Origin of the sequence: Comamonas odontotermitis, assembly GCF_020080045.1 — a bacterium.
Lineage (GTDB): Bacteria > Pseudomonadota > Gammaproteobacteria > Burkholderiales > Burkholderiaceae_C > Comamonas > Comamonas odontotermitis.
On sequence record NZ_CP083451.1, the window covers coordinates 2312772 to 2338823 of the forward strand.

Annotated in this window: 27 protein-coding genes and 2 pseudogenes; 14 read left to right on the forward strand and 15 right to left on the reverse strand. The window is 55.7% G+C overall.

Translation table 11 applies throughout. The features are described 5' to 3' along the window. Positions 1-18 precede the first annotated feature (18 nt). The gene (locus tag LAD35_RS10670) at positions 19-1143 is read right to left on the reverse strand and encodes a branched-chain amino acid ABC transporter substrate-binding protein (RefSeq protein ID WP_184710904.1); all 1125 of its coding nucleotides are present in this window, start codon (positions 1141-1143) and stop codon (positions 19-21) included. Positions 1144-1530: 387 nt separating this feature from the next. On the opposite strand from LAD35_RS10670, the gene LAD35_RS10675 reads away from it, so the two are divergent. The 5 genes from LAD35_RS10675 to LAD35_RS10695 all read left to right on the forward strand — a co-directional run bounded on the left by LAD35_RS10675 (position 1531) and on the right by LAD35_RS10695 (position 5901). Further along, positions 1531-1692, forward strand: coding sequence for a hypothetical protein (locus LAD35_RS10675; protein ID WP_224149061.1), 162 nt, complete (start codon positions 1531-1533; stop codon positions 1690-1692). Positions 1693-2531: 839 nt separating this feature from the next. Then, positions 2532-3035: a hypothetical protein gene (locus tag LAD35_RS10680; RefSeq protein ID WP_224149062.1), complete on the forward strand. Its 504-nt coding sequence runs from the start codon at positions 2532-2534 to the stop codon at positions 3033-3035. A 113-nt stretch (positions 3036-3148) separates the two neighbouring features. Continuing rightward, the gene (locus tag LAD35_RS10685; protein WP_224149063.1) at positions 3149-4024 is read left to right on the forward strand and encodes a hypothetical protein; all 876 of its coding nucleotides are present in this window, start codon (positions 3149-3151) and stop codon (positions 4022-4024) included. Next, positions 4021-4299 carry a twin-arginine translocation signal domain-containing protein gene (locus tag LAD35_RS10690; RefSeq protein WP_224149064.1) on the forward strand — a complete coding sequence of 93 codons (279 nt, stop codon included), beginning with the start codon at positions 4021-4023 and terminating at the stop codon, positions 4297-4299. The genes LAD35_RS10685 and LAD35_RS10690 overlap by 4 nt, the downstream gene beginning before the upstream one ends. Before the next feature lie 63 nt (positions 4300-4362). Next, positions 4363-5901 carry an IS3 family transposase gene (locus LAD35_RS10695; protein ID WP_224148987.1) on the forward strand — a complete coding sequence of 513 codons (1539 nt, stop codon included), beginning with the start codon at positions 4363-4365 and terminating at the stop codon, positions 5899-5901. Positions 5902-6221: 320 nt separating this feature from the next. Here LAD35_RS10695 and LAD35_RS10700 read toward each other — a convergent pair whose 3' ends face one another. After that, entirely contained in the window at positions 6222-6677 is a 456-nt protein-coding gene (locus LAD35_RS10700; RefSeq protein WP_224149065.1) for an Lrp/AsnC family transcriptional regulator, read from the reverse strand. Positions 6678-6852: 175 nt separating this feature from the next. Between LAD35_RS10700 and LAD35_RS10705 the strand changes: the two genes are divergently transcribed. The 3 genes from LAD35_RS10705 (at position 6853) to LAD35_RS10715 (ending at position 9734) form a co-directional block, all read left to right on the forward strand. Beyond that, complete coding sequence (locus LAD35_RS10705) at positions 6853-7485, forward strand: LysE family translocator (RefSeq protein ID WP_224149066.1); 633 nt, start codon at positions 6853-6855, stop codon at positions 7483-7485. A gap of 128 nt (positions 7486-7613) precedes the next feature. Then, complete coding sequence (locus tag LAD35_RS10710; protein ID WP_224149067.1) at positions 7614-8618, forward strand: hypothetical protein; 1005 nt, start codon at positions 7614-7616, stop codon at positions 8616-8618. 111 nt (positions 8619-8729) lie between these two features. After that, positions 8730-9734 carry an Ig-like domain-containing protein gene (locus LAD35_RS10715; RefSeq protein ID WP_224149068.1) on the forward strand — a complete coding sequence of 335 codons (1005 nt, stop codon included), beginning with the start codon at positions 8730-8732 and terminating at the stop codon, positions 9732-9734. A 203-nt stretch (positions 9735-9937) separates the two neighbouring features. Here LAD35_RS10715 and LAD35_RS10720 read toward each other — a convergent pair. After that, positions 9938-10033 (reverse strand): annotated as a pseudogene (locus LAD35_RS10720) (IS5/IS1182 family transposase); the annotation flags it as partial. Between the two features lie 407 nt (positions 10034-10440). On the opposite strand from LAD35_RS10720, the gene LAD35_RS10725 reads away from it, so the two are divergent. From LAD35_RS10725 to LAD35_RS10745, 5 genes are all read left to right on the forward strand, one after another. Next, the gene (locus LAD35_RS10725) at positions 10441-10764 is read left to right on the forward strand and encodes a hypothetical protein (RefSeq protein WP_224149069.1); all 324 of its coding nucleotides are present in this window, start codon (positions 10441-10443) and stop codon (positions 10762-10764) included. A gap of 46 nt (positions 10765-10810) precedes the next feature. Further along, positions 10811-11803: a DUF932 domain-containing protein gene (locus LAD35_RS10730; RefSeq protein ID WP_224149070.1), complete on the forward strand. Its 993-nt coding sequence runs from the start codon at positions 10811-10813 to the stop codon at positions 11801-11803. A gap of 142 nt (positions 11804-11945) precedes the next feature. Further along, a complete protein-coding gene (locus tag LAD35_RS10735) occupies positions 11946-13034 on the forward strand; it encodes a YqaJ viral recombinase family nuclease (protein WP_224149071.1) in 1089 nt (362 codons plus the stop codon). 77 nt (positions 13035-13111) lie between these two features. Next, positions 13112-14254: a recombination directionality factor gene (locus LAD35_RS10740; protein ID WP_224149072.1), complete on the forward strand. Its 1143-nt coding sequence runs from the start codon at positions 13112-13114 to the stop codon at positions 14252-14254. Continuing rightward, the gene (locus LAD35_RS10745; protein WP_224149073.1) at positions 14232-15047 is read left to right on the forward strand and encodes a hypothetical protein; all 816 of its coding nucleotides are present in this window, start codon (positions 14232-14234) and stop codon (positions 15045-15047) included. Before LAD35_RS10740 ends, LAD35_RS10745 begins: the two co-directional genes overlap by 23 nt. Before the next feature lie 109 nt (positions 15048-15156). On the opposite strand, the gene LAD35_RS10750 is transcribed toward LAD35_RS10745, so the two are convergent. Then, the gene (locus tag LAD35_RS10750; protein WP_224149074.1) at positions 15157-15438 is read right to left on the reverse strand and encodes a helix-turn-helix domain-containing protein; all 282 of its coding nucleotides are present in this window, start codon (positions 15436-15438) and stop codon (positions 15157-15159) included. Positions 15439-15595: 157 nt separating this feature from the next. Between LAD35_RS10750 and LAD35_RS10755 the strand changes: the two genes are divergently transcribed. After that, entirely contained in the window at positions 15596-16426 is an 831-nt protein-coding gene (locus tag LAD35_RS10755; protein WP_224149075.1) for a hypothetical protein, read from the forward strand. A gap of 299 nt (positions 16427-16725) precedes the next feature. Here LAD35_RS10755 and LAD35_RS10760 read toward each other — a convergent pair. The 11 genes and pseudogenes from LAD35_RS10760 to LAD35_RS10810 all read right to left on the reverse strand — a co-directional run. Then, positions 16726-17034 (reverse strand): annotated as a pseudogene (locus LAD35_RS10760) (transposase); the annotation flags it as partial. Then, positions 16940-17641 carry an IS3 family transposase gene (locus tag LAD35_RS10765; RefSeq protein WP_317986697.1) on the reverse strand — a complete coding sequence of 234 codons (702 nt, stop codon included), beginning with the start codon at positions 17639-17641 and terminating at the stop codon, positions 16940-16942. The gene LAD35_RS10765 and the pseudogene LAD35_RS10760, both read right to left, overlap by 95 nt. An 8-nt stretch (positions 17642-17649) precedes the next feature. Then, positions 17650-17889, reverse strand: a complete 240-nt coding sequence (locus tag LAD35_RS10770; protein ID WP_224149076.1) for a hypothetical protein — start codon at positions 17887-17889, stop codon at positions 17650-17652. A 60-nt stretch (positions 17890-17949) separates the two neighbouring features. Next, on the reverse strand, positions 17950-18168 hold the full coding sequence (locus LAD35_RS10775; protein WP_224149077.1) for a helix-turn-helix domain-containing protein: 219 nt from the start codon (positions 18166-18168) through the stop codon (positions 17950-17952). Positions 18169-18225: 57 nt separating this feature from the next. Beyond that, positions 18226-19143: an alpha/beta fold hydrolase gene (locus LAD35_RS10780; RefSeq protein WP_224149078.1), complete on the reverse strand. Its 918-nt coding sequence runs from the start codon at positions 19141-19143 to the stop codon at positions 18226-18228. A 260-nt stretch (positions 19144-19403) separates the two neighbouring features. Next, on the reverse strand, positions 19404-20474 hold the full coding sequence (locus LAD35_RS10785; RefSeq protein WP_224149079.1) for a branched-chain amino acid ABC transporter permease: 1071 nt from the start codon (positions 20472-20474) through the stop codon (positions 19404-19406). A 13-nt stretch (positions 20475-20487) separates the two neighbouring features. Continuing rightward, a complete protein-coding gene (locus LAD35_RS10790; protein WP_224149080.1) occupies positions 20488-21471 on the reverse strand; it encodes a branched-chain amino acid ABC transporter permease in 984 nt (327 codons plus the stop codon). A gap of 91 nt (positions 21472-21562) precedes the next feature. Beyond that, positions 21563-22291, reverse strand: a complete 729-nt coding sequence (locus tag LAD35_RS10795; protein ID WP_224149081.1) for a branched-chain amino acid ABC transporter ATP-binding protein — start codon at positions 22289-22291, stop codon at positions 21563-21565. Further along, entirely contained in the window at positions 22288-23070 is a 783-nt protein-coding gene (locus LAD35_RS10800) for an ABC transporter ATP-binding protein (protein WP_224149082.1), read from the reverse strand. The genes LAD35_RS10795 and LAD35_RS10800 overlap by 4 nt, the downstream gene beginning before the upstream one ends. A gap of 110 nt (positions 23071-23180) precedes the next feature. Continuing rightward, positions 23181-24668, reverse strand: a complete 1488-nt coding sequence (locus tag LAD35_RS10805; protein WP_224149083.1) for an extracellular catalytic domain type 2 short-chain-length polyhydroxyalkanoate depolymerase — start codon at positions 24666-24668, stop codon at positions 23181-23183. Positions 24669-24820: 152 nt separating this feature from the next. Continuing rightward, positions 24821-26020 (reverse strand): substrate-binding domain-containing protein, encoded by a 1200-nt coding sequence (locus LAD35_RS10810; RefSeq protein WP_224149084.1) that lies wholly within the window; start codon positions 26018-26020, stop codon positions 24821-24823. Positions 26021-26052: the final 32 nt, after the last annotated feature.

Sequence of the window (26052 nt, forward strand, 5' to 3'; positions counted from 1 at the left end):
TCATCTCACCAACCCGGATTACTTCGTAGCAGGGGTCTTGCTGCCGTCCTTATGCCAGTTGAACACCTGGAAGTCATATGCCTTCAGGTCGCCCTTGGCATCCCATGCCAGGTTGCCCAGCGGGGTTTCAAAGGTTGCAGTGTGCAAGTGCTTGGCCACCTTGCCAGCGTCGTTGCCCACGGCCTTGATCGAATCGGCGATCACCTTGACTGCAGTGTACGAGCCCATCTGGAATGAGCCGGAAGGATCGCGCTTCTTGTCCTTGAATGCCTTGACCAAGGCCGCATTCTTTGGGTTGGAAGCAAAGTCTGCAGGCAGCGTCACCAGCATGCCTTCGACGGCAGGGCCTGCAATGGCGTTGATCTCAGGGTTGCCCACGCCTTCTGGGCCCATGATGCGGACCTTCAGGCCTTGCTCGGCGGCCTGGCGCAGCAGCAGGCCCATTTCTGGGTGGTAGCCACCGTAGTAGACGAAATCCACACCGGCGCTCTTGAGCTTGGTGATGACAGCAGAGTAGTCGCTGTCGCCGGCGTTGATGCCTTCGAACAGCGCGACATTCACGCCATCGGCCTTGAGGGTGTCACGCACAGCGGTTGCAATGCCCTGGCCGTACGACTGCTTGTCGTGCAGCACAGCGACCTTCTTGGGCTTGATGGTTTGCGCAATGAACTTGGCAGCGAAAGGACCTTGCTGATCATCGCGGCCAATGGTGCGGAAGACCGAGGTGAAGTTCTTGCCTTCGGTCAGCGCTGGCGACGTGGCAGATGGGGTCACCACCACCACGCCTTCGTTGTTGTAGATCGGTGCAGCTGCAATGGCAGCACCCGAGCACACAGGGCCCACCACATAATGAATCTTGGCGTTGACTACGCGGTTGGCGGCCACGGGGCCTTGCTTGGGCTCGCAGGCATCGTCCACCACCACGGCTTCGAGCTTGTTGCCATTGACGCCGCCAGCGGCATTGATCTGCTCAAGAGCGGTGTCCACCCCTTCCTTGACCATGTCGCCGTACTGGGTCAGAGGACCGGTGGCAGGAATCACCACACCAATCTTGATGTTCTCTGCCTGGGCAGCGCCAGCCAACAGGGAACCAGCCAGACCAAACGCAACCGCCAAGGTGTTCAGGCGAAACGGTACCTTCATATCTCAGATCCTTTGTAGTCAAAATATTGGTCGCCTCACATTGTTTCGACAACAACGATCACGGGCGATCCGGGGAGCATATCGTTACAGGCGAATCCTGCAACAGGGATGCCAAGGATTGGCAAAGCTGTCACTTTTGTGCTAGCGTAATTGAAATATTCGATTTGACGGTTTTTTCAGGGTCGGCGCCACTTTTTCTACATCTTTTTCTTTCACCCTGACTACCTCCAGCGCTCCCGGCAATCCACCGCTGTGGCCCACATCTAGCGCGTATTTCCATGAGAGTTATGCCACATAGCTAATGCTTTTTAACATTACTCAGACGCGCCCTACAGAAGACAGCCGTGCTTTCGGAGAGCATAAAGGACACCATGAAAGGAGTCCGATATGCAGCAAGCACCGACCTTCCCCATGCTCACCATGCCATCGCGCCCTCTCGTCGCCCAACGAGGAGAGAAACAAAGTCGATATGTCCCCGCTGTGGCGACTGACATCCGCAAGACCTTCGACAAATACAGGCGCTTGATGGCGCAGCAGGAAAAGAAATGAGGTTTTCAGCCGATACCTCTGACCCAAAACCGCCTCCCAGGGCGGTTTTCTCGTTTTCTAGACAAGGCATCGCATCCGGCCACCAGGAAAACCACGGTAGACAGCGCGATCAGGCACGCACCGCCTTTTGCGAAATGACCTGCCCCCAGCATCCTTGAACCGCCTGCCAAGGTGACATGACAACCTGTCAAATTAACTTTTCATAATTTGTCAATTCGACATACGTCGTCCACAGGTACAAAAAAATATATTCTGATTCAATGAGTTAGTAATTCATGAGTGCATGGCAAGCATTTTGCTTTAAGCCTTGCGAGCACAAGCAATGGCATGAAATGAACACCATGATGAATCGACAGTCTTTCGCGCTATGCATCCTGGCATTGTCCAGTGGCGCATGGGCGCAAGCGACAGGCCCTGTGGCCGGGCTGCAGCCAGATCGCAGGCCGGACGGCGCACCCCAATTGGCACAAGCCACCTTGACTCCAGAGAAACGAGATCAAGTTCTGCGAGGCATAGAACGTCCAATACCCGGAAATGTGGAATCCATTGCCACCACAGGCAGTTGGTGGGTTCCTCTTCGGGGCCCGGGCATGACGGGGCCGTATGACCTACGCGGGTGGCACAGCATCACAGCCGCAGGCGTTCCTGGCTCAGGATCTGCGCGCTGAGCGCTCTCTCGAATTCAATACCACGTTTTTACCGCCCTCCAGAAACAAGAAATGGAGGCGTTATATCGGAATCGTCAACACCCCATCAGGGTGGCTGCGATCCTGCCTGCAGGCAGGGGGCGGTGTGCCCCAAAAGTTGTTAGGTCCTCTCTAAGTACGTAAGGAAAAGCTATGAAAGTTGCTCGCAAAATCCTCGGTCTTTCGGTTACGGCCGTTGCATTGGTCACTGCCTTGCCGGTGACAGCCCAGCAGTCCGGCATGAGTGGTATGTCAGGAATGTCAGGCCAGCAAGGCATGAGTGGCATGTCGGGTATGAGTGGCATGTCCGGCCAGCAAGGTATGTCCGGAATGTCGGGCATGAGTGGCATGTCCGGCCAGCAAGGTATGTCCGGAATGTCGGGCATGAGCGGCATGTCCGGCCAGCAAGGTATGTCCGGAATGTCGGGCATGAGTGGCATGTCCGGCCAGAAAGGCATGTCAGGTATGAGCGGTATGTCTGGCATGAGTGGCATGTCCGGCCAACAAGGTATGTCCGGAATGAGCGGCATGTCCGGTCGACAGGGCATGAGTGGTATGTCTGGTATGTCCGGCAACAAAGCCAAGGCAAAAAAAGCCAAAAAGCACAAGGCTAACGGGCAACAAGGCATGAGTGGAATGTCTGGCAACAGTAAATAATTTCCCGTTAATCCTTGAGATTGGTCGCGCGCCAAGGCGCGATCAATCTCAAAAGCAGGCGTCATCTCCATATTGGCGCAAAGGTTCGTGATATGTTTCCCAAGAGTGCGTCCATGACTGCCTTATGGCCAAGGCTGTTGCACATTGTTATGGTCAGCGCAACATTAACGCTCGCAATAACAGGCTGCAAAGAACATACATCTACTGCTCCGCCCAGCAGCAATAGCAGTGTTGCGAGTTCTTCAAGTCCGTCATCGTCAACCGCCCCTGCCAGCTACCATGCAGCAAAGTATGACCCCATTCACTTCAAGCCTGGCATAGACAAGGCAACAGATAAGCAGTGTTTGGCCTGCCATTCTGAAGTACTGAAACCCTCTGTCAAAAAAAGCTCTTCGGCAGGCATTGAATCCACTGCAGCAACAGCTTGGTACCAGCAGACCTCAACCTATGAAGGTGAACAAGATACCTTTCATCGCCGACATTTGGAAACAGCCCTGGCGAAAAAACTGATGAATCTGCGTTGCACAACCTGTCACCAAGGCAACGATCCGCGAGATGAGGCCCCCGGAAGTTCAGCAACCGCACAGAGCGATTTAACACTGCGGAAAATGGTGAACCCAGAAACCACCTGCCTTAAATGCCACGGCAAGCTGAATTGGTCCGTCATGGGACTCCCCGGCCCGTGGGAACAATCGAAACAGACTTTTCAAAATAACTGCCTGTTATGCCATGCCAATATTCGAACCAATCGGCATCAAGTCAGTTATCTGAATGCAAAGGCCATAGAAGAAATGGCCGCCAAACCCGATGGTGGCAATGTTTGCTTTGGCTGCCATGGTGGGCGCTCATGGTATCGCACGCACTATCCATACCCAAGACATGCCTGGCCCGGAATGGGGACCGATGTACCTGATTGGGCCAAGGACCGCCCTACGGAATCAGAGGTGCGATTTATCACCAATGCCATGGGTCAAGGAGAGAAAAAATGAAAAATGAATGGTCTGAAGCGCAATCTCAGGCTCCGGCGCCTGCAGTACGGTTTCCCAGCGTGAGCGACAGCATTGACCCAGCAGGCGGATATAAACGCCGTGATTTTCTGAAAATTGTTGGTGCAACCACAGGTGCAGCCACTTTAATAAGTGTCGGTATCACGATCAAGCCCGAGGAGGCAAGCGCATTTGCCTACGAGCCCTATCTAGGCGACGACCAACTCACAACTGTCGTTACTTCGTGCGCGCACAACTGCGGATCGCGTCATTGTTGATTTCCACGCAAACCTGACCCACCGGGGATGCGGACGAAAACTTGGACTACCAGGAGGTAGTTCATGTATTCCTACGAAGATCGAATCCGAGCCGTTGAGCTCTACATCAAGCTGGGCAAGCGCGTCAGGCCCACCATCCGGCAGCTGGGCTATCCGACGAAGAATTCTTTGAAGGGTTGGTACAACGAGTACCAACTCAAGCTCGACTTGTCCGCTGGCTACGCAGGCCGTGAACCGAAGTTCTCGCAGGCGCAGAAGGCCGCAGCCATCGAGCACTACCTCACCCATGACCGATGCATCGCGGCCACCATGAGGGCGCTGGGCTACCCCGGTCGTGGAACGCTTACCAAATGGGTGCGTGAGGCATTCCCTGAGGCCAGAAGGGCTCTGGTTAGCAGTGTGGGTCAACGAAGGTATCCCGAGAGCTTGAAGCAAGCGGGAGTCATGGAGCTTTGCACTCGGCAGCAAAGTGCGCAAACAGTGGCTGATAAGTTCGGCGTATGCCGGCCAACGTTGTACAACTGGAAGAACCAGCTGCTGGGACGTGAGGCACCCGCATCAATGAAACACACCGATCAATCACCGCAGGAGCGAGAGCGCGAAGAACTCGAGCGCCAGGTTGAGATACTGCGCCGCGAAGTCAGGCAACTGCGCCTTGAGCAGGACCTCTTGAACAAGGCCAATGAACTGTTAAAAAAAGGTCTGGGCGTCGATCTGCAGCTCCTGTCCAACCGGGAGAAGACACTGCTGATTGACGCCCTCAAGGAGCACTACCGCCTGCCAGAGCTCCTCGCACAGTTGGGTCTTGCACGCAGCTCGTACTTCTACCATCGGTCCCGCACAGTGGTCGGCGACAAGTACCTTGTGGTGCGCCAGTCCCTTACCGAGATCTTTGAGTCCAACCACCGCTGCTACGGCTACCGCAGGCTGCAAGCCTCTCTGGCCAGAGAGCAAGGCCCGATCTCCGAGAAAGTGGTGCAGCGGCTGATGAAGCAAGAGAATCTGGTCGTCGCAAAGCCCAAGCGGCGCAGGTTCGCGTCCTACCTCGGCGAGATCAGCCCGGCACCAGATAACATCATCAACCGTGACTTCCAGGCGGCCACCCCAAATGAAAAGTGGCTCACGGACATTACAGAATTCCAGATCCCAGCAGGCAAGGTGTACCTGTCACCCATCATCGATTGCTTCGACGGCATGGTGGTGAGCTGGACCATTGGAACGAGCCCGGACGCAGAGCTGGTCAACTCAATGCTGGATGCAGCTATTGAGACAGTGGCAGACACAAGCGATCGTCCAGTGGTCCACTCTGATCGTGGTGGCCACTACCGTTGGCCAGGCTGGCTCTCTAGGATGAGCGAGGCGAACCTCACCCGCTCGATGTCTCGCAAGGCCTGCTCTCCTGACAACGCGGCTTGCGAAGGCTTCTTCGGCCGCCTCAAGAACGAGTTGTTCTATCCTCGGGACTGGAAGGGCACGACCATCGAGCAGTTCATTGAGGTGGTCGACTCGTACATCCGCTGGTACAACGAGAAGCGGATCAAGATATCCCTTGGCTCTCTCAGCCCTGTTGAATACCGGGCGAGCCTTGGACTTGCGGCGTAAACCAGTCCAAGTTTTTATCCGCATCCCCTTTCTTCATGTAGAGACTCCGATGGGGGGATTCTCTACTTCTGAGTGGTTCAGGTTTTCAAGGGGACTTCACCAAGTCATACGCACTGATACGCTTGAATTCGCTCATTTTGGGCCAGATTTAAGGATGGGGGCAGCAGTGGGCAGCGCAGCACGTAGCTCTGGAGCGGCGCCAGCCTCAGTGCAAAGCTACTCACACGCGGCTGCAGAGCGAGGTGACTGCCGAGCCAACCTTGCGCGCCTCTGCATCCTTCTTAGCCATGGCTTCAAAAAGAAGCTTCTACCCACAAGACTTATATAGGTAGGCGGGTCGTCTGCTTGACTCGCCTCAACGGGATCTCTGTAACAACGTTCTGTATCCCTTTGACCTTTGTGAGCGTCTCCATCTGGAAGCGTTGATAGTCATCCAGATCTGTAGCGATGACACGCAGAAGATAGTCATAGCTCCCAGCCATCAAGTGACACTCAAGAACTTCTGGAGCTTTTTCCATCTCGCTTGCAAAGTGCTCAATGGTTTCCTTGTCTTGGCTCTCCAACGTGATGCGTACGAAGGCTGTGAACTTGAGATCCACAGCAGCAGGATTCAGGATAGCTACATAGTCCGTAATCACGCCGCGCTCTTCAAGTAGATGAACGCGCCGCAGACATGGCGTAGCAGAGAGTCCTACCTCATGCGCAAGTTCCGCATTGGTCCGGCTCGAATCTCGCTGGAGAGCACGAAGAATTCGTTTGTCTAAGGAATCAAGCATGGATAGTGAAATTTACCACGAATTATGCAAATAATAGCAGAAAAAACCAATCCGAAATATTAATTTAGACAAATACGCTAGCAAAACCTAAAAGATTTTCGCCATAATCCTTTTATTGCTTAAGCCCATTGTGCAACATGCGCGAAAACTTGGCAACTACTTGAGGAGAAACCGCATGCTAGAAGTATCGTGGCTGCCATTTATCGCCACATCTCTTTTAATCATTATTACACCAGGTCAAGACTTGATCTTGGTGATGACACGCACATTATCTGGAGGAGTTCGGCTCGGTGTATTGACAGCAGCAGGAGTTAGCTCAGGCCTCCTTGTTCACACCATTCTGGTATGCCTTGGATTAGGAGCATTTCTCCAAGGGTCTGCCTGGCTATTTTCGGTACTAAAGCTTCTTGGCGCCTTGTATTTGCTATTTCTAGGATTTATGCTAATTCGCTCAGCAAACAGCCATTCTATAATTGAATCAAAAAATACACCTATCTCTTACAAGAACGCATTTATTCAGGGTGCGCTATCAAATATCACAAACCCCAAAATTGCTCTATTCTATTTAGCATTTTTGCCACAATTCATCCCCGTAAGCTCTACGCATTCAATCCTATCCCTTTTTATCTTAGGCATAGCATTTTCGCTATTGACATTTCTTGTAAAAGGCCCGGTAGCATTACTTGCAAATCTACTATCAACTGCTATCCAACGCAATCCAAAAATATTGACAAGAATCAATCAAACAAGTGGACTGGTATTAATAACTCTAGGTATCAAGCTAGCAATAGACACACCTTCACGCTAACTACACTTCAGATTAAATACCCCATGATAACACCATATATCAATCTCGCAATCAAGATAAAATCACATCTTTCGCACCCCATTCGCATATTCAGCACCATTGCAGGATGCCTTATCACCTCAAGTGCAATGTCAACCACCTATGTTTATATAGGCACACCTTATACGAGCACAACTTACTATACAGAAATGCCTGACTCTTCTAGCCAAGGCACTCCGCCTTCACCTTACAGCCCAGAAATGAAGGTACTTGGTCGATTTACAACTACAAATCGTCTCCCGGCCAATCTATCGACTCCCACTAGTATCGCACCTGCCCCTGAAGGCGCCAATTTAATGAATGACTGGCAATTCAATGATGGAGTTATTGAGTATACGAAAAACAACAGCAATTTTACCCCCCTAGGCACACAGGGAAGCCCGACAATAAGCGGAGCAACCGTAACTACAGACAATTTGGGAAATATTGTCAATTACTTTTTCATGATGCAATCGCCTCAGGCCCCTATAACAGTTGGTCAAATATTTAGTAGTTTGCAACTCAGTAAAATCATATGGGGCAATGGGGAAGCTATCCAGTACAGAGCAACTTGCATTTTTCCTTTCCCCAATGGCACCTGCAATGCAAGCTATGTCACCGCCGCAAGCCCAGATGACATATTAATCTCACATAATAGCACTGAAGCTATTTGGTCAAGTTTCGATACACTGCCGGATACTGGAGAAGCAGTAAGTGGAACTGCATCTACTGCTATTGCGAACATCGCGGCCAACGATGGCATTAACGGTGTTCCCGCAACTCTCGGCTCAGGGGCTAACGCGATAGTTGCAATGCAAGGCACATGGCCGAGCGGAATTTCACTGAATGCAGATACGGGTGCGGTTGAAGTTTCTCAATTGGTAGCACCAGGTTCCTATGTGGTTGAATATCAAATCTGTGACTTCAAATCTCCCAGCGCATGCGTAACTAGCTCCGCATCTTTGACTATTGCCCCTCCAACAGTGACACCACCCACTGTTACTTCAGCACCTACACCAGTTCCAACACTTAGCGAGTGCATGTTGATTTCTTTATCTGCTCTTGTGGCTGGAATTGGCCTAACGGGCTTCCTTAAGCGCCGAAGCAGATACTGAAACATTAAATCTAATTTTTATGCCGGGTCAAGGAGTTCCTCCCTCCCTATTCATTCCCTTGACTGCTTAATTGCACCGGCCTTTCTCTTCATATATTCACCTAGAAATTGTATGCAAGTCAAATTAATACTTTTCATTCTCACCTGCCTTGGTGGAGCACAACAAGCCATTGCAGCCAAACAATGTCTAGGACTTCCTGGCACTTATGGCGCCGTAACTGTTTCAGGCTGTGCCAATGATTACGCTATTGGAGTTATTAATCCAGCAAGTTCGTTGCCGGGATTTACCTCCACCTACCCTGCCTACCCATATGATGGCCTTGCATTAGGTGGATTGCCTGGAAATTTAACATGCACATATAATTTTAGTCACTCTATTGCCACCAACTCCATCACCATCGACCTAGACTTCATACATAAAAATGATCTAAATGCAAATCCGCCAACGCAAGACTCATTTACCGTTGAAATTAATGGATCAGCTTATGCTTTCAGTTCAAGTGATATTATAAAAACACCTCTTATAGATGGTGCATCACCTCAAGTGATTGCGGCAAATTTGGGAAGAATTCAGAATGCCCCGGAAACCTATAACTCGTCCGGAACAGTTCAAATTGGAGCAACAGCTCCTATTAGAACAACGACTTTAAAATTAAGCATGGATTCAGGAATTGGTGGTGGTGTTACCCGAGTATGCCTTGATGATACTGCCCATTTACCGAAACTCGTTGATGACTCAAAAATTATATCACCCACATCATCATCTAGTGTCAGTGTACTGGAAAACGACGAGGCAGGGGTAACACTCGATTCTGCCTACCCACTATCACTTTCGAGCCCTGCGACTGGGACACTTACTTATTCTGGAAATCAAATTCAATTTACTCCAACCAGTAGTTTTAGCGATACTGTGACATATCAATATCAAGCGTGCAATACTTATGGCGATTGCTCCTTGGCAAAGGTAACACTCATACCTCAAGCAGTTGCTCCAGCCCTATCTACGGCAAGTCCAGTGCCTTTATTAAGAAGCTGGTCTCTAGCAGCAATATCTTTTCTATTAGCCTCTTTTGGCATAATTTTTTATCGCAGAAATCAGAATAAAATGATTAGTTGACCGAAATGATGCTGCATTTTATATGCATACATTTTTCCATATTTTAAATACTGATTTCTCGCCTCTTCATCCTCTATTTTTTGCACAATAGCTAGATTAACCTAGATCGGCTTTTTTGTTGCTCCAAGCCACCTCAGGGTGGCATTTTTTATCAAGCTGAATTAGAACGGGTTGAACGGTGCTTGCCGGGTGTAGGCCGAATCTAATGGCTGGCCAAACAGGCACTTGATGGTCAGACAAAACGGGTTGGCCGCATCTGAAAACTTCTGGCAACGACTACGCTCGCCCGTGGGCGGGGCGATTCAGTCAGACCAGCAGCAGGCAAGCTCGATTGTTGCACTGTGAGTCGCAAGACATCACGGGATTTGAAAGGAGCCATGCTGCGCGGTTTGTTTCTTGGGGCGCACACCAGGTGCACAACCCCGTCTGTAGATGTGCAGTCTGTTCCTAGTTTTACGCCTCTTGAACACCACGGCATTCAGGTCTATCAAAAAGAAAACCATCAGCGCTTGCTTTTATGGGAGTCTCTGTAGTGCAACAACGCCCATTTGATCCTAAAAATTCTCAGTCACATATCCTCGGGGTGATGAAAGAACAGATCGATTGGATCTGGACCTGCATCACTCTGATTTCTCCATCTTCATTTCTTCCACCCTCAGCGCCCTTGGCTTCGTGCCAGGGGCGCTTTTTTATGCCGGGAATATTCATGACGATTCAATGCACACGCTGCAAGTCCTTCTCCGTCTACACCAAAGCCACAGCCAAGAAAGTCGGCCAGAACGTCGGAGCCATCGCAGGCACGGCAGCCGGTATCGCCAATGCCGTCCAAGGCGCATCACTGGGCGCCCGTGTGGGGTTTGTCGCTGGCCCCGCAGGCTCGGTGTTTGGCTCCATGGTAGGCGGTGTCATCGGTGTTGTGGCCGGAGGCGCTGTCGGGCGCGAGATCGGTGGCGCCATCGGTGAGCAGATCGACGGATCCTACCTCGACAACTACCAGTGCCAAGACTGCGGCCATTCCTTCAAAGCCTGATACCTACAGAACCCATTTAACCAATTTCATTCAGGAGGACCTCACCATGTCTCATCTCATCGACACCATGGCCTACACCGGTCAAACTCCCTGGCACCAATTGGGCCATGCTTTACCCAAGAAGCAATCCATCGATACCTGGGCGCAAGCCGCTGGCATGCAGTGGCAGATCCTCGAAACGCCGGTCCGCTATCTGGCGTCTGATGCCTCAGGATCTGCATCCGCGCTGTATGGCGAGCCCATGGAGTTTCCCGACCAGAAGGTGCTCTACCGCAGCGACACCAAAGCGCCCTTGTCGGTGGTCAGCAACCGCTATCAGGTTGTTCAGCCCCGCGATGTTCTGGAGTTCTACCGCGACCTCACTGAGGTTGCAGGTTATGAGCTGGAAACCGCAGGCGTGCTCAAGGCTGGCCGCAAGTTCTGGGCATTGGCGCGTACTGGCAAATCGTCCGCTCTCAAAGGCGATGACCTGGTCAATGGCTATTTGCTGCTCGCCACCTCCTGCGACGGGACACTTGCCACTGTTGCCATGCCCACCACCGTGCGGGTCGTCTGTAACAACACCTTGGCTATTGCGCTGCAAGGCGGTGTGAATGCGGTCAAGGTGCCGCACTCCACCAGCTTCGATGCCCAGGCCGTCAAACGCCAGTTGGGCATTGCCGTAGGCCAATGGGACAGCTTCATGTACCAGATGCGCACCTTGGCCGAGCGCAAGGTCAAGAGCCACGAGGCCATGAACTTCTTCCTCAAGGTGCTATGTGATACCGACAAGCCCAGTATTTCTGGAGCGAGCAAGGGAGGTCTCACGAACGAGCGCGCATTGCAAAAAGCCCAGATGCTCTACGACGGCCATGGGCGCGGCGCCACCAAGCAAGCCGCACAGGGCACTGCCTGGGGATTGCTGTGTTCGATCACTGAGTATGTGGACCATGAGCGCCGGGCTCGCAGCCAAGACAACCGGCTTGACAGCGCCTGGTTCGGCCAGGGCGCGGCGGTCAAGCAGCGGGCGCTCGAATATGCCATGCAGTTGGTGGCTTGAACCAGCAGGCATCTATTACCGGATCACGGTGAATTTTTACCATTCCCGGCCATATTCGACCAGTCCCAGCCAGAAGCCTTCGCTATTTCCGTGGCGAGGGCTTCTGTGCTTTGGGCGTGCTCTTCTTTCCTTTGGAGGTTTGATGCCTATTACCGTTGTTCCCTCGCAGCAGGCCTTGCAGCCTGTTCCCGCCAATCCCTCTGCGCCAAATCGTTCTGTGCCTCATGCCAGGTCGGCGGGTCCCACCCCGCGCCCAGCGCTGCGCCTGGTCTCCACCCGGGATCTGCCCCGCGAGAGCTGGCTCGATGTGCGCAGACGCGGCATCGGCAGCTCCGATGCCGCTGCCGCCGTGGGTCTGAGCCCCTACCAGTCCCAGCTGGAGCTCTGGATGCACAAGTCCGGCAAGGCCGATATGCTGCCGTCCATCGATCCTAACGATGAGACTTCTCCGCTGTACTGGGGCACTTTGCTCGAACCCATCGTGGCAGCCCACTACACCAAACGTACCGGACGCCGGGTGCGCCGCGTCAATGCCGTCCTGGGCCATCCCCGCATTCCCTGGATGCTGGCCAACATCGACCGGGAGGTCGTGGGTGCCCCAGATGTCCAGATCCTGGAATGCAAGACCGCAGGCATCCATGGTGCCAAGCTCTGGAAGGACGGTGTGCCCGAGTATGTGCAACTGCAGGTCATGCACCAGTTGGCCGTGACCGGCAAGCAGGCTGCGGATGTTGCCGTGCTGATCGGTGGTCAGGAGTTGCAGATCCATCGCATAGAGCGCGATGAGGCCATGATCGCGCAGCTCATTGCGCTGGAAGAACAATTCTGGGGTTGGGTTCAGCGGGGAGAGCAACCACCGGCTGATGCCTCTGACAGTGCCGATCTGGCGCTGCGCTGTATCTATCCGCAAGATTCGGGCGAAACCATTGATCTGTCGGAAGACGTTACTGCTTCACAAGCCTTTGCCCAACTCCTACAGGTGCGGCAGCAGATCAATGATTGGGAGTCACAGGAGGCTTTGCTCAAGCACCAGATCCAACAGCGGATGGGGTCAGCCTCCCGTGCCAGCTTTGACAGCGGAAGCATCAGCTGGAAGCGCAGCAAGGAGGGGCAGACCTTCGATGCAGCGCGGTTTCAGCAAGAGCACCCGGAAATCGCTTCCCGCTACATGCAGCCCAAGGCGGGCAGAAGGCGGTTCCTGGTACAGGCCGAGGACATGCCGGGTCATTGACCGCTGTTCACCTATTCACTTCTTCATCGCCCCAGCGCTCGCGCCGGGGCTATTCTTTTATGAGGAGCGCCCTTTTTATGATCCAAGGACTGATGATGACGCCGCCTGTCGTTGGCCGAATTGCCATCGGCAAGATGGTCGAGCGCAATGGCAAGCGTTTGCCCGAGAAGGATGATGAGTTCACCATCACCACCCAGGTACAAAACCGTGCAGGCTGGGTATTGCATCCCATGGATGCCGCTCTGCGTTCGCAGGTTGCGCACTCAGCAAATCCGGCAACTGCGCCAATGCCTGCCAATCCGGCGGGCCTGCAGGTGCAAGAATCGGAGCAGCTATTCTCCCGCTCGATCCCTGATGCCTCGCCACCTCCCAAAGCCAACCTGCAGGGCAAACTCGCAGAGCGGGCCAAGGTGCAAGGTGCATCTTCGGAGCCACTGAATCAGCAGACGCCTAATACAGATGCAGGAACTGCTGCAAATGCTGCCCCCGCCTCTGGTATGACTACCACCAGGCCAATTCAGGCACCACCCAAGCTGCGCAGCATCCCGGTACGTCTCTTGTTCAATGATCCTGGGCTGAACTTGCGTGCCGCCTACACCCTGTTTGACCGGGCTACGGCCAGGCCCGTCTGTGTGGGCGACGGCGAAAGTTGCAAACGGGTGCGCCAAGGCATTGTGGAGTCTCACCCCTGTCCCGGGCCAGATCACTGTGCGCTCGGGATGGAGGGGAGCTGCAAGCTCTTTGGGCGCTTTCATGTGCGCATCGACCATCCAGCCAACCAAGTTGATGCCTGCAGTACCTTTGTGCTGCGCACTACTGGCGTCAACACGGTTCGCACATTGATGGCGCGCATGCAGTACTTCCAGGCGATCTCGGGAGGACTGCTGGCCTACCTGCCGCTGGAGCTGCGCTTGCGGGGTAAATCTACCGCGCAGTCGCATCGCTCGCCTATCTACTACGTGGATCTGTGCGTTCGCCAGAGTTTGAGTCTGGAAGCAGCCGTGCACAAGGCCCGGGAAGCGGCGGAGCATGCCCGGCAGATGGGATTGGACCAAGCGGCCTTGGACGCAGCAGCCCGCGCAGGCTATGCCCTGGGGGTGTTTGAGGAGAGCGCAGAGGAAGCCGCTGGCGTGCTCCAGGAGTTCTATCCTGCGGCAGACCCCGGCCAGGATAGCGCTTACCAACAGGAGGCCTGTCATGGTCAAGAAATCCAAGCATGAACCTGTGCTATCACGCTCCTTCCATTTGGAGCAGCGCTACATGGATGGACTCAGGTTCGATGGCGTCTGGTCGCATGTGGCGAGAAACAGTGCAGGTGCATGGCGCTGGAAGGCGCTGCCTCTACCAATCATGCCAGCCCTGCCAGAAGCACCATCGGCCAGGGCCCGATCTGGTGATCCGCAAGGCGCTTGGTGGTGCGCACGACAGTGCGCTGCCGTGATGAGCCCGAGTGCAGTACCGCCGCAGTCCCTGGTGATCACGCCAATGCCGCACCCTGAGCCTGCTGCTCTGGCGCAGGCGCTGCAAGCGTTTTTACCGGATTGTTCTGTCCAAATGCGCGAGTGCGGCGATACGACATACCAACCCATCGATATTGCGGCGAATATCGATGCGAATGTGGCTGCGGATATTGCAGCGGATATGACTCAGGTGCTGCATGCCGGGGGATGCGCTTTGCTGCGGCTGGAAAGCCTGGATCGCAAAGTGAAACGCAATGACAGCGCCCCCAATGTGCGCTGGGCCTGGATGGTTGGTATGGAGGCATGGCACCAAGCCCGTGCTGACAGGCCCATGCAAAGATCTATCGACAGCACTGCTACGGATAGCACCGTACATGCACTGCTGGTGGTTGGCCCCCACTGGCCTGCGCCTTGGGGTAGCGGGTTTGGCGCAAAGCTGCGTCCTCAGGTGGATGGCAGTTGGCGACTTGCCAGTACAGACGGTGAAGCCATGCATTGCAGGGTGACAGCCTGCATTGTCGTCAAACCCGCAGTGCCCGCGGTAAGGGATTAATGCACCTTGATCGATGAACTTGGACGGCATAAAGGCAGGCCTTGCGGGGTCTGCCTTTGTGTTACTGGTGCAAATTCAAATCCAACTGTACCTGCCCCTCCAAATCTCACTACGTGCCGGTAACACTCGTAGGGTGACTTGCCGGAGGTTTTAAAAGCGTCCAAGGCTCCACTCCCAAGGCCTGAGCCAGCCGCTCGATATTGGAGAGCGACACATTCCAGCGTGATCGCTCCACGGCTGACACATAGGTGCGGTCCAGTTCGCACTCCATCGCCAACCGCTCCTGCGACCAGCCCTTGTCCACCCGCTTGAGCCGGATCCAATAGGCCAGCACTTCAAGCAGGTTGTTCGGATCAGGCAGTCGGGACGGTGGGGTCGGTTTGGCAGACATCCCTCCAGCATGTCTTTCTGATACATTTACATCTACGGAGTTTGCATCACATATCAATCAATAAGCACCACACGCACCAATTGCTATCACCGTTTGCTTCCAGTAGGAAAGCTGGCTTGGGGTGGAGATCCATCCCACTTTTTCTAATGAGACTTTTATGAAAACGAACAAAATATCTAGTGCACTTTTGGGAAAAAGGACATTTCCCCAAACGCCTGCGAAGAGCGCTTTTGTGGCTCTATTCGCAGGCGTGTTCCTGGTCGGCTGCTCTGGCAAACCGTCCTCTGCAGAGATTGAAAAGGCAATGACCCTTGAGGTTCAGAAAAACTGCGAATATGCTTCGGTGACAAATGTGGAGGTGCTCAATACGCAGTACGGCGATCCGCAAAACAAAGAGCGCATCCATGTAAAGTTCACGGGGGATGTCAATGTGAAGATCACCGGCAAACTTTTGGAGTCGTGGGACAACTTTGACAAGGCCAATGAGATCTTTTGGGCCTGGGGCCTTGCCATTCAGGACTTCAACAAAGAAATTGATGAAGCACGCTCAAAAATAGATGATGCGTACGATGCGGAGAGAGCAGAGTACAAAGAGGCTATGTTTAACGGAGGCGCGTCACCCGAGTTATGGGAGCAAGAGCGTGTAGCAAAAGCTAGGGCAGATGAAAAACGTCAACAGATGGGAGAGTGGATCAAGAAGAATGCCAATGAGATTTTCGAGAAATATGACAAACAAGCCCAGGGTATGTTGAGTAGTTATCTCGATAACGGTATAAGACGGTTTGATCGGATCTCCAAACCAACGGTGCCCTTTGGATGTATGAGCTTTGATCCAAAGACGCCGCTGGGCTTACTCTATGAGAACGCAGCTCAAGGAGGAAAGAACATTGACCCTTACTTCTCGCGCAAGGGTGCAGTCGTGGGTATGCAAGCCGAGCGTACGATGGTGAAGACTGAGAAGGGGTGGATGTTGCTAGGGCAGATGTAGATAAGCTAGACACAGAATTTCAGCTGGAGTGTCGACGTACATATGGCACACATACCGAGGCAATTGCCTCGGTATGTGTGCCTTTTTTTCTTGCTGCAATTGGGCAATCAGACCTTGGCGGGAAACTCAGAAACTCCGTGTTTAGGGCGAGATGGGAATTATACAGAAGGTTGACTGAATCGCTCAACTTAAAGGATAGCGAATTGACTTATGGCCTGCTTCCAATCTTGGGCTGAGCGACTTCATTTGAGTGGCGCTGTTTAGCCGGGCTAATCGGGCGATACCTCGGTGGCGCATTACTCTAGCACAAGGTTCTCGATCTCCCGTACCGTCATGCCTCGGGCATACAAGGCGACGATCTTGTCGTCGAAGCGTATGAAGCGACGCTCGTGCTTGGGGATCAACAGTGGGGCGAAGCTGCCCTCGCGGTCACAGGGTACATTAACGCGGATCTGGCCATCCTCGATCAATACCGTCTTGGTCCCCTTGCCGTTTCGCTGATTGTTCACCGCGTCAGGCTTGTCTGCGCCGACAGGGTAACCCAAGTGATGGTTCTTCTCGCCGGCCAGGGCACGTTCGATGAAAGCCTTCTTGAAGGCTTTGCTTGACACCATAACTCGCCAGCATCGCTCTGTAGGGCTGCATCTTGTAGTGCCAACCTTGGTCGGAGTGCACGATCAGGTCAGCGGCGGACTTGGCGCGCGAGAGCGCTGTCTCGAGCGTGCCGGAAACCAGCTCGAAGACTGGCCGCCGTGCCATGCGGTACGAGACGATCTCGCCGCAGTACAGGTCCATGCAGGCTGACAGGTAAAGCTTTTGGCCGCGTACATTGAACTCGGTGACATCGCTCGCCCACTTCTGGTTCGGCGCAGTCGCGCAGAAGTCACGCCGCAGAACGTTGGGTACGTGCGCATCACTCATGCCCGGGATATGCCGGGAGCGCTTCTTCGCCCGGATCAACGCACGCAGCCCCATCTTTTGCATCAGACGCTGCACGCACTTGTGGTTGACCGGCTCCGCCATTGAATTACACAGCGCTGCCGTGATCCGCCGGTATCCGTAGCGGCCCTTGTGCTCGTCATACACAGTACGAATTCTGGCCTCCATGGCTCGTTGTTGGTCGACGCGCTGGGCCGCCTGGCACTGGTAGTAGAACGTGCTGCGCGCCAAGCCTGCTACCTCCAACAAGTCCGCCAGCTTATAGTCATGCCTCAACCCGGTAATCAGGCGCGCTTTGTCGGCGCAGCTGACATCTTCGACCGGATCAAGGCATGCAATTTTTTTAGGTACGCGACCTCCGCGCGCAGTCGGTCGTTCTCTTCTCGCAGGATTTTCTCCGCATCGGCAACGACCGTGCTCAACGGTTCTGCAGAACGTCGTTTTGGCTTCATCTTGGGCTGTTCTTCTTTCCCGCTCTCGCGCGCCTGCAGGCGGCCTTGATCGAGATTGCGTCGCCAGACCACGACCTGATTGGAATTGCGGATGTCATAGAGCGCTGCGACCTGGCGGCTGGAGAGCTGCTCTCAATCCTGATGAACCAGCACCTGCAGCTTGAACTGCGCACTGTACGCGCTGCGCTTGGGGCGCAAGCCGTCGATGCCGTACAGTCGGTAGTGGCTCACCCAGGTGCGGACCTTCTCCTCAGGCACCGACCACCGACGAGCCAAAAGCTTCGCGCCGCCTTCGCCTGCCAAGAAGCTCTGGACCACTTCCAGTTTGAACTCCGTCTCGTACTTCTTCATGAAACCCCTTGAAGTTCGTCCAACTTCTGGGGGTCAGCTCAATCCCGGGGCGATTCATTACCCTATGATGGCGCCGTCCCGTACAGACAAATTACAGGACCGCTCAAAATTTTCTGCGTGCGCTAAGAAACGGTCCACTATTGCATAGTGCCTAGGCGTGTTGAGCGCAGGTGCATGGCCGCAGTTTGGCACCTCCACGACCTGGAGTAGTCCGTGCATGCCAGGGCCACGCCTAAGCATTTCATCTGTTACCTCGCGTAGGACTAGATCGGAATGCTCTCCACGTAAGCACATTACAGGGATATCTAACGCATCGTAGTGATCCCATATCAGATAGTCATTTTCGTATTTAGTGAATTGCTGCACCATATCCGGGTCGTAGTGTGTTGTCACACGACCATCGGGCAAGCGGCGCATAGAGGTTTCGGTCAGGCGGCGCCACTGCGCGTCACTGAGCCACCCGTAGGGGAGGTAAACCTCTCTAAAAAAAGCCTCGAGCTCATGAACCGTGTCAAATACGGGCGGACGACCAGCATATGCCTTTATGCGCGCCAGGGCCTCGTCAGCAAGGCGTGGTGCGTTGTCATTAAGCAGCAGGCTGCGGATTCGCCCCTTTAGCCGAGGCTCGTAGCGGCCAGCCGCGCCAACGGTGCCAATGGCGCCGCCCATTGAAGTGCCAATCCAGTGCGCACGCTCGACGCCAAGCCTCTCGAACAGATCGCCTGCGAGCCGCGCGTAGAAAGCCAGGCAGTATTCCTCCTCGGGCTTTGTTGCCCACTGGCTCAGGCCTCTGCCCAACGTGTCGGGGCAGATCACCCGGTAGCGGCCGCTCAGATGTGCAGCTAGATCATCCATATCACGCCCCGTGCGTGCCAGGCCATGCCAAGCAATCACCACAGGTGCATCGCGAGCACCCCATTCCATGAAATGGACTTCGTAGCCCGCGCAAGTGGTGTAGTGAGATGAGGGAAACATAGGGGGAAGACCTTGTTATAGGAATAGAGAACGGGAAACAAATTTGTTCGTGCCTACTACCACTGATCTTGTGTTCAATTGACTAGTGGATCGGTCTCTTCATCGTGGCGAGACAGGGGATAGCATCGCCTGCCGCGAATGCCGGGTATTTGTCGGGAATAATGACGGAGCCTGCGAGCCACACGGCGTTCAAGCCTCCTTCATGGGCTTTGTCTCCTGTTGTATTCACGTAAACAGGGAATAGATGCCAGAGGAAATCATCAAACCTTGCGCTGAGTGCTCACACGCAGCCTTCCCACCACGCCGGTGGGGAAGTAGTAGACCGACAGTACGAACAACAGGCCGAGCCACAATAGCCAGCGGTCCGGCGAGAGCAGCGCCGAGAGCCAGGGTAGCGCAGACGTTGCTTCACTCGCGAGGCGCAACAGGTCCTGCAAGTAGCTCTGCGCCGCCAGGAACAGCACGGCGCCAATGACTGAGCCGTAGATGGTGCCCATGCCACCTATGACGACGATGAGCAGGCAGTCCATCATGATCTCGAACGAGAGGGACGTTTCGGGTCCGTTGTAGCGCAGCCAGAGCGCGAGCATGGCTCCCGCGAGCGTGGCGAACAGTGCAGAGATGACACTCGACGTGGTGCGGTACACCACCACGCGGTAGCCGATGGCCTCGGCGCGGAACTCGTTCTCGCGGATGGCCTGCAGCACGCGGCCGAACGGCGAGTTCACGATGCGCAGCAGCGCGAGCACCAGCAGCACGGCGGCCACGAAGAGCAGGTAGTAGCAGATCAGGCGCCCGTCGATAGTGACGCCGAGGAACGGATCGTCGAAGAGCTCGAAGCTCGGCGACAGGATCTCGGGCACCTTGAAGGTAAGTCCATCCTCGCCGCCCGTGATGTCGGACAGCTGCGATGCCAGCGTCTGGAACGCGGCAGCCACCGCCAGCGTGATCATCGCGAAGAAGATGGCACGCACGCGCAGCGAGAACAGGCCCACGGCGAGCGACAGCAGCAGCGAGAGCATGAGCGCCCCCGCTAAGCCCACGGCCAGCGCCGACCAGGTGGGCCCCATGCGCGTGGTGGCCACGGCCACGCCATAGGCGCCGATGCCGAAGAACATGGTGTGCGCGAAGCTCACGATGCCCGTGTAGCCCAGCAGCAGATCGAAGCTCGCCACCAGCACCACGAACACCAACACCTTGGCGGCCACGGACAGCGCCTTGACACCGGGAAAGATGAAGGGCGCGAGCGCCAGGCCCAGCAGCAGGGCCATGAGTATGGCGGCCAGCACGCGGCTTCGCGGATAGTCGCCGGAGAGGAGTCGGTTCAGCATGTAGTTGCCTTCTTCAGCGGTTCGCCACGGGGTACACGCCCTGCGGGCGCCACAGCAGCACGGCCACCATGAGGGCGATGTTGGAGAACAGCGCCACCTTGGGCACGAGAAAGCCCGTGTAGTTGGCCATAAGCCCCACAAGCAGCGCGCCGATGAGCGCGCCGCCCGTGCTACCCAGGCCGCCGATGATGATCACGATGAAGATCAGCACGTTGACCTGCGCGCCCATCTGCGGCACCACGCTTTGCTGGTACAGGCCCCACATCACGCCGCCCAGTCCGGCGAGCGCGCTGCCCACCACGAATACGCCCACGAACAGGCGGCGGATGCGGTAGCCCAGCGACTCGACCATCTCGCGGTCCTGCACGCCGGCGCGGATCAGGAGGCCTACCTTGGTGCGCGACAGCGTCCAGGCCAGCACTGCAAATACTGCCAGCCCCACGAGCACAGCCACCACGCGGTACTTCTCCACCGCCGCGTCGCCGATAAGCCAGGAGCCTTTCATGCCGCCCGGCAGCGGCAGCGGAATCTGCTGCGGGCCCCAGATGACCTTGATGAGTTCCTCGCCGATGATCATGCCGCCCATGGTGATGAGGATCTGCTTGAGGTGCTGCCCGTACACGGGCCGCACGATAAAGCGCTCGAACGCCAAGCCGATAGCTCCCGCCACGAGCATGGCCACCACCATGGCCGACAGCACGGCCACAAGGTTGCGCCAAAGTTCACTGCTGTCGGTGTAGTAGCCCAGGGCGCCGAGCACGCTCGTGGCCACGAAGGCACCCAGCGCGATGAACACGCCGTGGCCAAAGTTCAGTACATCCATCAGACCGAACACCAGTGTCAGGCCCGACGCGATGATGAAGATGATCATACCCATGGCCAGCCCCGCCACCGTGAGCGTGAGCCAGGTACTAGGCGAGCCGATCAGTGGTAACACGATCAGCGCGAGCAGCGGCACTAGGGCCACGGGCTTCCAGTCAAAGTCGCGGGCATTCATGCACGGCCCCTTTGCTGCAAATGGATAGCTGCATCATCGATGGCATTCCATGCCTGAGGGGCGCGCGAAAGAGGTATTTCCTGTTTGAATTTCATAGCGACAATCCAAGCAGCGATTGCTGCAATGCGTCGTCGGCCGCGAGCGCAGCCATGCTGCCCGCATGCACCACGCGGCCGTTGTCCATCACCGCCACGCTGTCGCCCAAGCGCTTAGCAAAGTGGATGTTCTGCTCGACGAGCAAAATCGTCACGCCGCTTTTTTTCAACTGATCAAATGCCTCGATCATGTTGTTGATAATGGCAGGCGCCAGGCCCTTGCTTGGCTCGTCGACGATAAGCAGATCGCGCGGTTCAATGATGGCGCGCGCCACGGCCACCATCTGCTTTTGCCCCCCGCTGAGCTTGCCCGCTGGATGGTTCCAGAACTTCTCTACGGCGGGAAAGAGTTGGAAGATCCATTGCAGCCGCTCCTGGTCCATACGCGCGGCGTTACTCGCTTGGCGTGCGGCGAGCAGCAAATTCTCTTTGACCGTCAGGTCGGCAAAGATGCCCATGTTCTCGGGCACATAGGCAATGTTTAGGCTCGCGATCTGGGGCGTTTGCAAGCGCGTAATGTCGCGCGGGCCAAAGTGGATACGGCCCTGAGAGGCCTGCCACAGACCCATGATGGTACGCAACGTCGTTGTCTTGCCCGCGCCATTGCGGCCCAGCAGCATGGTCAGTTGGCCTTTAGGCACAGCCAAATCCACGCCGTGCAGGATATGGTAGACCCCGATGTGGGTGTGCACGCCCTCCAGTTGCAGAAGATTTTCGGCACTCATGTGGCTTCCTCACCAGCATTTTTGCTGATGCCCAGATAGGCTTCTTGCACCACGCTCGACGCGATCACCTCAGCCGGTACGCCATCGGCCACCAGCGTGCCGTTTGTTAGCACGATAATGCGGTCGGCCAGCTCGCGCACCACGTCCATCTTGTGTTCCACCAGCAAGATGATCTTGGTCTTGTCCTTTTTGAGCGCGCGAATCAAGTTCAGGATTACCGGAGCCTCGTCATGGCTCATGCCGGCAGTGGGCTCGTCAAACATATACACGCATGGCTCCAGCGCCATCAGCAATGCGACTTCGAGCTTGCGTTGGTCACCATGTGGCAGACTGGCCACGGGCGTTTCGGCCCGGTCGGCCATGGCCACCGCCTGCAAGATGGCCTGCGCCCGCACCACCAGTGTGGAGTGGTCGCTCCAGATGCTCCAGAGGTTCAGCCCCCGGTGGTGTTTGCCTGCTTGCCGGGCCTGTACAGCCAGGCGCACGTTCTCCAGGACCGAAAGATTCGGAAACAGATTGGTCAGTTGAAACGCCCGACCCACCCCCACACGCGTACGCGCCGATGCAGACTGCCGCGTGATATCTTGCTCGCCTAGCATCACAGAGCCGCTGGAGGCACGCAACTGCCCTGAGATGAGGTTGAAATACGTGGTCTTGCCCGCACCATTGGGGCCGACAATGGCGGTCAGCGTGCCTGGCTCAAAAGCGCAACTCACGCCATTGACCGCCACATGGCCGCCAAAGCGAATGGTCAAATCCTTGGTGGCCAAGGTGCTCATGGGCGGTGCTTCACTTTCACAGTCAATAAAAAGATGGGCGCGCCCGCTCGTAGGCGGTGCGCTCCAGGGATGCTGCACGAATCCAATCAACGCATCTCTGGCACTTTACTTCAGGGGCAACTGCCAATCACGTAGTAATTTGGCCCGGTCTGCTTGAGCGTCTTGGTCACGAACATGTTCCACAGCCCCATGGCTTGGTTGGAGCCATTGGCATAGGCATTGCCCATTTTCTGATAGGCGCGGCCCGCTTGCACATGGGCGTAGTTGCTGGCTGTGGTGCAGGTGACCGGGTCAGTGCCGGTGCCATCGCTTGCTAAGGTTGTGCCACTGACTGCATTCGATGCCGCACCTTCGGCCCCGTTGAGGTCCACAGCGCGCACTGCCCAGCTATAGGTAGTGGCAGCCGCCAGACTCGTTTCCGAATAACCCGTGGACTCCACTGTCAGCACATTGACCTTGCTGCCGTTGCGGTAGACGTTGTAGCCGCTCGCGTCAGCGACTTCGTTCCAGCTCAACTCCATGGTCTTGGCGGTCGCGCCCCACAGGCGCAGGCCCGAAGGAGCAGGCAACACAGGATCGGGATCAACGCTGCCTGAAGAACCACTGGAGAGACGATCCACCATGGCTTTGATGGCAGCCATCTGCGGACCAGACTTCTTCGCATAGTTGGCGCTGTCATAGCCCCACCAGTCCCAGCAGCCATTGGTAGCGGTGTAGGTGGTTTGGGGGTAAATCACCACCATATTGTTGGTGTCAGCCCAGCGGTTGTAGCCGGTGTTGCGCACGTATTTCTGCTGGACGCTGTTTACGTTCTGCTGGCAGCCATGCAACACCACATGCAGCTTGCAATCGGCGGTACCGCCCGCCTTGCAGGCCTCGGGCACATAAGCCCAGCCCGTGGCAGCCATGCCATGGTTGGTGATGAACTCGCTCTGGTTGAACTCAAGGTAGTTGCCCTCGGCTAACGCATTGTTGTTGCGCGGGTTCAACGTGCCGTACAGGTGCTGCAAAATGGCACCCGCCAGGTCGAAATTGCAATCGTTGATATAAGGCGAGCCGTTGGTGGAACAGGTGTTGCCAAAGTCGTCAGTGATCATTGCGTGCTCGGCGGCCATGTCTTTTTTATAGACCACATTGGCGTCTGGCACAAAGCTGTTGTAATACGTGCGAAGCGTATCCATCACGCCTTGCTTAACCGTGCTGTCAAGCGTGCCGGAAAACAGGTACACCTTGGAGTTTTGCAGGTTAGCCACTGGATCAATCGCCCCCTGCCCCGCCCAGGTATTGGTGGTGCTGACCAAGCTGCTCGTAGGGATGCCCGAGGGAGTCTTCATGCAGCGGCCTGTGGCATTCGTGATGGAGCCCTCCGCACAGTAGAACGGGCCACCCGCCACAATGCCCGCGCCCTTGGCAAATGTGCCCGAATAGGCCACATGCAGTTGCGCGGCCATGAACCCGCCGGACGACAAGCCCGACACCGTGACCTGGGTTTTGTCCACCTTGAGTGCTGGTAGGTTGACGGCGGCAACAGCCGCTCCTGTAGAGAAAAGCGCCAGTGCGGCGATGGCGGTGGCCGCCTGGATGCGTGTAGAAGCCATATTGTCTGTCTCCATGTAGTAAGTTTTTAGGAAAAGCTCCGCCTGCCCCGGGCACTTAGGGGTATCAGGCAGTCGATAAAGTCAGTGGGAAAGTGGCGGTCACCCTTGTAAGGCAACTCCCGACAACCTCTCTGCCGGGCGCGGCCTGCCGTCTAGCGCTTGTTGCGAATCGGCACGTTCATATCTTCAGGGGTGATCTCTCGCACCAGCTCTGGCACGCCCCATGCGAAGGCAGGGTCCACCTTGATCTTGAAGTGGTACATGCTTTGCATGGCCTGATGATCTTCCTTGCGGAAGGTCATCAGGCCCTTGGGCGTATCAAAGCTCATGCCTTCCATGGTCTTGATGAGCTTGTTGGTGCCTGTGTCGCCGTTGGTGGTCTTGAGCGCTGTCACCAGGGCCATCGCGGCGCTGAAGCCGCCCGCGGTAAAAAAGTCTGGCGGCGCCTTGAACTGCTTGTAGTGCGCTGACACCATGGCCTCATTCACCGGGTTCTTGGGAATGCCAAAGTAATAGTAGGTGGCGCCTTCCATGCCGGGGAAGTTTTTGTAGCTAGCCATGGCGGGCAGGATGTTACCGCCGGTGAACACCTCAATGTTGAAGCGCTTTTTTAAATCTTGTGCGGCCAGCGCATTAAAAGGCGGCGTGCCGCCAGCCCAGATCACCTCAATCGCCTTACGGCCGGGCTTGTCCTTGAGCGCATCAGCCACGCGCTGGATGCCAGCAGTGAAGTCAGTAGTGTTCTGCGGCAGGTATTCCTCGTGCACGATCTTTGCGTGCTTGAGCGCATCCTTGAAGGCTTTTACGCCATCGCGGCCAAAGGCGTAGTCCTGTGCCAACGTGGCCACTGAGACACCGTCCTTGTCCATCGCCACTGCGTTGCTGATGGCGTCCTGGCTGCTATTGCGGCCAGTGCGAAAGATGTACTTGTTCCACTTATCGCCCGTGATCGCGTCGGCCACGGCGGGCTCCACCAGCAGGATTTTCTTGTATTCCTCCGCAACCGGCAACAGCGCCAGCGCCACGCCCGATGAGGTGGGGCCGACGGCAATATCGGCCTTGTCGTCTGAATAGGCCGCCGCCAGCAGGTTCTTGCCCATGTCGGGCTTTCCTTGGTCGTCTTTTTCGAGGACAACAATCTTCTTGCCACCCACGACCATGGTACCGCCAGTGGCGTATTCCAGTCCCATCATCAGGCCTGCTTGGGTTTGCTTGCCGTAGGCTTCTAGTGGGCCGGTTTTGCTGTAGACGTGGGCGATGCGGATTTCACCAGACTGGCTGAATGCCGGAGTGCTGAGAGTGGTGAGAGTGGTGGCCAGGGCGGCCATGCCGACCAGTGTACGACGCAGCATGTGATGTCTCCTATTGTAATACCCTTGTACTG